4 protein-coding genes and 1 pseudogene are annotated in these 4,540 nt (G+C 65.3%); 1 reads left to right on the top strand and 4 read right to left on the bottom strand.

Annotated elements, in window-relative coordinates:
* Positions 1-211: aldehyde dehydrogenase family protein (locus EOA27_RS23650; protein ID WP_127257367.1), on the bottom strand; the 211-nt coding region annotated here is incomplete at its 3' end.
* A gap of 157 nt (positions 212-368) precedes the next feature.
* Between EOA27_RS23650 and EOA27_RS23645 the strand changes: the two genes are divergently transcribed.
* Positions 369-1,127: an SDR family oxidoreductase gene (locus tag EOA27_RS23645; RefSeq protein WP_126082007.1), complete on the top strand. Its 759-nt coding sequence runs from the start codon at positions 369-371 to the stop codon at positions 1,125-1,127.
* A gap of 27 nt (positions 1,128-1,154) precedes the next feature.
* Here the strand turns inward: EOA27_RS23645 and EOA27_RS23640 are convergent, their stop codons facing one another.
* The 3 genes and pseudogenes from EOA27_RS23640 to EOA27_RS23630 all read right to left on the bottom strand — a co-directional run.
* Complete coding sequence (locus EOA27_RS23640; protein ID WP_126082006.1) at positions 1,155-1,847, bottom strand: TIGR02453 family protein; 693 nt, start codon at positions 1,845-1,847, stop codon at positions 1,155-1,157.
* Positions 1,847-4,054 carry an NAD-dependent DNA ligase LigA gene (gene ligA, locus EOA27_RS23635; protein ID WP_126082005.1) on the bottom strand — a complete coding sequence of 736 codons (2,208 nt, stop codon included), beginning with the start codon at positions 4,052-4,054 and terminating at the stop codon, positions 1,847-1,849. The genes EOA27_RS23640 and ligA overlap by 1 nt, the downstream gene beginning before the upstream one ends.
* A 281-nt stretch (positions 4,055-4,335) precedes the next feature.
* Positions 4,336-4,540, bottom strand: a pseudogene (locus EOA27_RS23630) (DNA repair protein RecN); the annotation flags it as partial.

Genomic DNA, 4,540 nt, shown 5'->3' with positions numbered 1-4,540 from the left:
GGGCGGCGCGCGCCTTCATCTCCTCGCCGAAGCGCAGAAGGATCGCCAGGCGCTCGGCCAGCGGCGTGCGCCGCCAGCCCGGCAACGCTGCGCGAGCCCGGGCGACCGCGGCCTCGATCACGGCGCCGTCGGCATAGTTTCGCGTGGCGTAGATCGAGCCGTCGACAGGAGAGGTCACCGAGAAGGTCCGCGCGCCGGAATGCAGGTTCATGGTCTTGGAATCCACTCAAAAGGAAAGCCGTCAATCGCGGCACGATATCGCGATTTTCCATTTTGGCAAATTTTTTCGAATACGGCTTGATGGAATTTTTATCCGCCCCTATTGTCCCGCCATCGCGCCTTGGCGCCAACATCAAGAGGGGTGACGGATGGTCGTCTTTGATTTCACCGGCAGGCATGCGGTGGTGGCCGGCGCGGGCGGAGGCATGGGCGAGGCTATCGCGCTTGCGTTGCTCGATGCCGGCGCTTCCGTCACCGCCATCGACGTGAAAACACGTCCGGCCTCGCTTGCCGGTTATGACGATCGCCTGACCTTCGCGAAGGGCGACCTGACCGACGCCGCCTTCGTCGAACAGATCATCGGCGCCGCCGGCCGCGAGCGCGGCGGCATCGATTATCTGGCCAATGTCGCCGGCGTGCTGTGGTTCGGCCGCGACAAGTCGGCGCTCGACATGGATCTCGGCGTCTGGGACGACGTCTTCAACATCAACCTGAAGTCCTTCGTGCACACGGCGCGCGCCGTCGTTCCCCACATGCGCGCCGGCGGGCGCGGCGGCGCCATGGTGCATTTCTCGACCATCCAGTGGTATCGCGGCGACCCCAACCCGCAGGACGCCTACCAGGCCTCGAAGGCCGGCGTGTGCGCGCTGTCCAAGTCGCTCGCCATGCAGCTTGCGAGCGAGCGCATCCGTTCGAATGCCATCTGCCCCGGCATGGCGCTGACGCCGCTGCAGGCGCGCTGGGACACCGAGGAAAAACGCGCCGCCGTTGCGAACTATGCGCCGCTTGGCCGCATCGGCACGCCGCAGGACATGGCCAATGCCGCGCTCTTCCTGCTCTCCGACGCCGCGAGCTACATCACCGGCATCGAACTCGCCGTCGATGGCGGCCTGCTGATGCGGATGTAAGCGCCTGGCGACCGTCGAATGGCGGCGTCAGGCAGCAACGGCCGTCCCCTGGATCGCCCTGCCCCAGTCGAGCAGCGGCTTGGCGCGAAGCGTGAAGTCGACGAGATCGTCGACCAGCGCCGGCGAATGGATCGTCGCCGGATCGATGTCGTGCCGGACCACGAAATGCCGGTTGCGCACCGCTTGGGTGAGATCCTCGTCGCCAACGTCTTCGAAGCCGCGCGGCGCCCGCTTCAGGCGGTCTTCCGCATCGAGTTCCAGCCCGGCCTTCTTGAGCGATGAAACCATGGCGCGGAACGCGGACGGCTTGGTGACGATCGCCTTGCGCATCGCCTGCAGCAGTTCAGGCGCTGGCTGCCACCAGGCAACGCCGGCGAAGCAGCGCTCGAGCCCGATATGCACATAGAAGACGCCCTGCTCCATCTTGGTGCCGTCGGGCGACAGGATCGCTGAGAGATGCCGGTTATAGGGCCGCTTGTCCTTTGAGAAGCGCACGTCGCGATTGATGCGGAACAGCGACCTCTTGCGGTCACCGCGCAGCCCGAGCTTGGCTGCTTCGAAGCGCGTGGTGAGCGTCTCGACCAGATCGCAGAACGGTCCGTGCAGCTCGCTGTCGAAGAGGTCGCGGTTCTCCTGGAACCATTCGCGGCTCTGATGGAAATCGAGCGCCTTGAGGAACGGGATGGCCTTCGGCCCAAATCCCTTGAACGCGCCAGTCATCAGCCAGCCCTGCCGATGCGCTGCAGCCAGGTGTCCTCGTCGATCACCTCGATGCCGAGCTCGCTTGCAACTTTCAGCTTCGAGCCGGCGCCGGGCCCCGCCACCACCAGGTCGGTCTTGGCCGAAACCGAGCCAGCCACCTTGGCGCCGAGCCGCTCGGCCATCGCCTTGGCCTCGGAGCGCGTCATCTTTTCCAGCGTGCCGGTGAACACCACCGTCTTGCCGGAGACTTCGCTGCCGGCCGAGATTTCCATGACATAAGGCTTGGGGTGGACCTGCGCGAGCAAGGCATCCAGCACGTCGTCGTTGCGCTCATTGCCGAAAAAGTCGCGCAACGCGTTGATCACCGTGTCGCCGATGCCGTTGATCGACGGGAAGACGCTGTGCGGATCCTCCGCCTTTGCCGTCTCCTTGCCGACGCGGATCAGCTCCTCGATGGTCGAGAACTGGCGGGCAAGCACGGCCGCCGTCGTCTCGCCGATATGGCGGATGCCGAGCGCGAAGATGAAGCGGTCGAGCTCGGGCTCGCGGCGAGCGTCGATGGCGGCGAAGAGCTTGTCGAGGCCTTCATAGTTGCGCTCCTCGACGCTGCGCACATTCTTGCGCGTCTTGCCCGAGGCTTCCTCGCGCAGCCGCGCCTGCTCCTCGCGCCGCTCGGCCAGCGCCTTGGTGACGGCCGGGCGGCGACCCTTCAGCGTGAAGATGTCAGCCGCCGTCTTCACCAGTCCCGCATTGAAGAAGAGGTCGATGTTTTCCGCGCCGAGGCCCTCAATATCCATAGCGCCGCGCGATACGAAATGGCGAAGCCCTTCCACGGCCTGGGCGGCGCAGATCAGCTCACCGGTGCAGCGCCGGCGCGAATCCTCCTTGCCGGTCTTTTCGTTGATCTCGCGCGTCGCCGGCGAGCCGCAGACCGGGCAGGTATGCGGAAATTCGTAAGGCACAGCATTGGCCGGCCGCTTGTCGATGACGACGCTGACGATCTGCGGGATGACGTCCCCTGCCCGCTGGATGACCACCGTGTCGCCGATGCGCACGTCGATGCCGTCGCGGATCGGCTGGCCGTTGCTGTCGAAGCCCTTGATGTAGTCTTCATTGTGCAGCGTGACGTTCTCGACCACCACGCCGCCGACGGTCACCGGCGCCAGCCGTGCCACGGGCGCCAGCGTGCCGGTGCGGCCGACCTGGATGTCGATCTTCTCGACCGTCGTCATCGCCTGCTCGGCCGGGAACTTGTGGGCGACGGCCCAGCGCGGCTCGCCGGTGACGAAGCCCCAGCGGCGCTGCAACTCAAGCTGGTCGACCTTATAGACCACGCCGTCAATGTCGTAGCCGAGCGAGGAACGCTGCTCCTCGATCCGGTGGTAATGCGCAATGAGCTCGTCGATCGACCTCGCCCGCACCATCAGCGGGCTGACCTTGAATCCCCACTCCTTGAACTTCTGCACGGAATCGTACTGCGTCGGAGCCGGATCTGCTGTCGTATAGCCCCAGGCATAGGCGAAGAATTTGAGGTTGCGGCTGGCGGTGATCGACGGGTCCTTCTGGCGCAGCGATCCGGCCGCCGTGTTGCGCGGATTGACGTAATCCTGGCCGCCTGTAGCCGCCGAGCGCTGCTTCAGCGCCTCGAATTCGGCATAGGTCATATAAACCTCGCCGCGGATTTCGATGACCTCCGGCCAGCCCGAGCCCTGCAGCTTCTTCGGGATGTCGGCAATGGTCTTCAGATTGGCGGTGATGTCCTCGCCGACCGCGCCGTCGCCCCGAGTCGCGCCCTGCACGAACACGCCGTTCTCGTAGCGCAGCGAGGCCGACAGGCCGTCGATCTTCGGCTCGGCGGTGAAGGCGATGTCGAGGTCCTTGTCGCGGTCGAAGAAGCGCCTTCCGCGTTCGATGAAATCGGCGACATCCTGGTCGGTATAGGCCTTGGCAAGGCTGAGCATCGGCACCGCGTGACGAACCTTGGCAAAGCCCTCCGCCGGTGGCGCGCCGACCCGGCGCGACGGCGAATCCTCGCGCACCAGATCGGGAAAGCGCTCTTCGATGGCGAGGTTGCGCCGTGCCAGCGCGTCATATTCGGCGTCCGAGATCGTCGGCGCGTCCTCGGCGTGATAGCGCCGGTCGTGCTCGGCGATCTCCGCCGCGAGCCGCTTCAGCTCCTCCGTGGCCTCGCCCTCGCTCAGCGATTCGACTGGTTTTTCCGACATGAAACGCGGTCCTCGAATTATGGCGGGCCACTATAAATCAGGATTCGCCGCGAGGGAGTCGGATTGCGCAAAAATCATTGCTGAACAGCAAGATGCAGCCATCTGCTGACTCAACCTGCAGGCTGGGGGAACCCAGCTCCAAGGATGTGTTGAGATTCAGGTCAGGCCGAGTCGAGAAGGGGTGGCTTCCCGAGAAACGGAGCGGAGCGTACTTGAAGTACGCACCGGAAGCGCAGGAAACCGCCGTTCGCAGACCGGCCTCACCTGAATATCAGCACAGCCTAGGCCGCGGCCGTATTCTCGCGCAGCAACCTCTCCGCAGCGGCGCGCGCTTCGTCGGTGATGACGGCGCCGGCCAGCATGCGCGCGATCTCCTCCTGGCGCGCGGCGCGGTCCATTTCGGCGATGCCGGTGGCGACACGGTCCTTGCCGCCGGATTTGGAGATCAGGAAATGCGTCGCGGCGCGTGCCGCAACCTGCGGCGCA

This window comes from Mesorhizobium sp. M2A.F.Ca.ET.037.01.1.1 (assembly GCF_003998075.1).
In the GTDB taxonomy this organism is placed as follows: domain Bacteria; phylum Pseudomonadota; class Alphaproteobacteria; order Rhizobiales; family Rhizobiaceae; genus Mesorhizobium.
This window is presented reverse-complemented; position numbering and strand designations above follow the sequence as displayed.

Coding starts and splice junctions, on each gene's coding strand:
- EOA27_RS23645 (WP_126082007.1), top strand. CDS start 369: ATGGTCGTCTTTGATTTCACCGGCAGGCATGCGGTGGTGGCCGGCGCG.
- ligA (WP_126082005.1), bottom strand. CDS start 4,054: ATGTCGGAAAAACCAGTCGAATCGCTGAGCGAGGGCGAGGCCACGGAG.
- EOA27_RS23640 (WP_126082006.1), bottom strand. CDS start 1,847: ATGACTGGCGCGTTCAAGGGATTTGGGCCGAAGGCCATCCCGTTCCTC.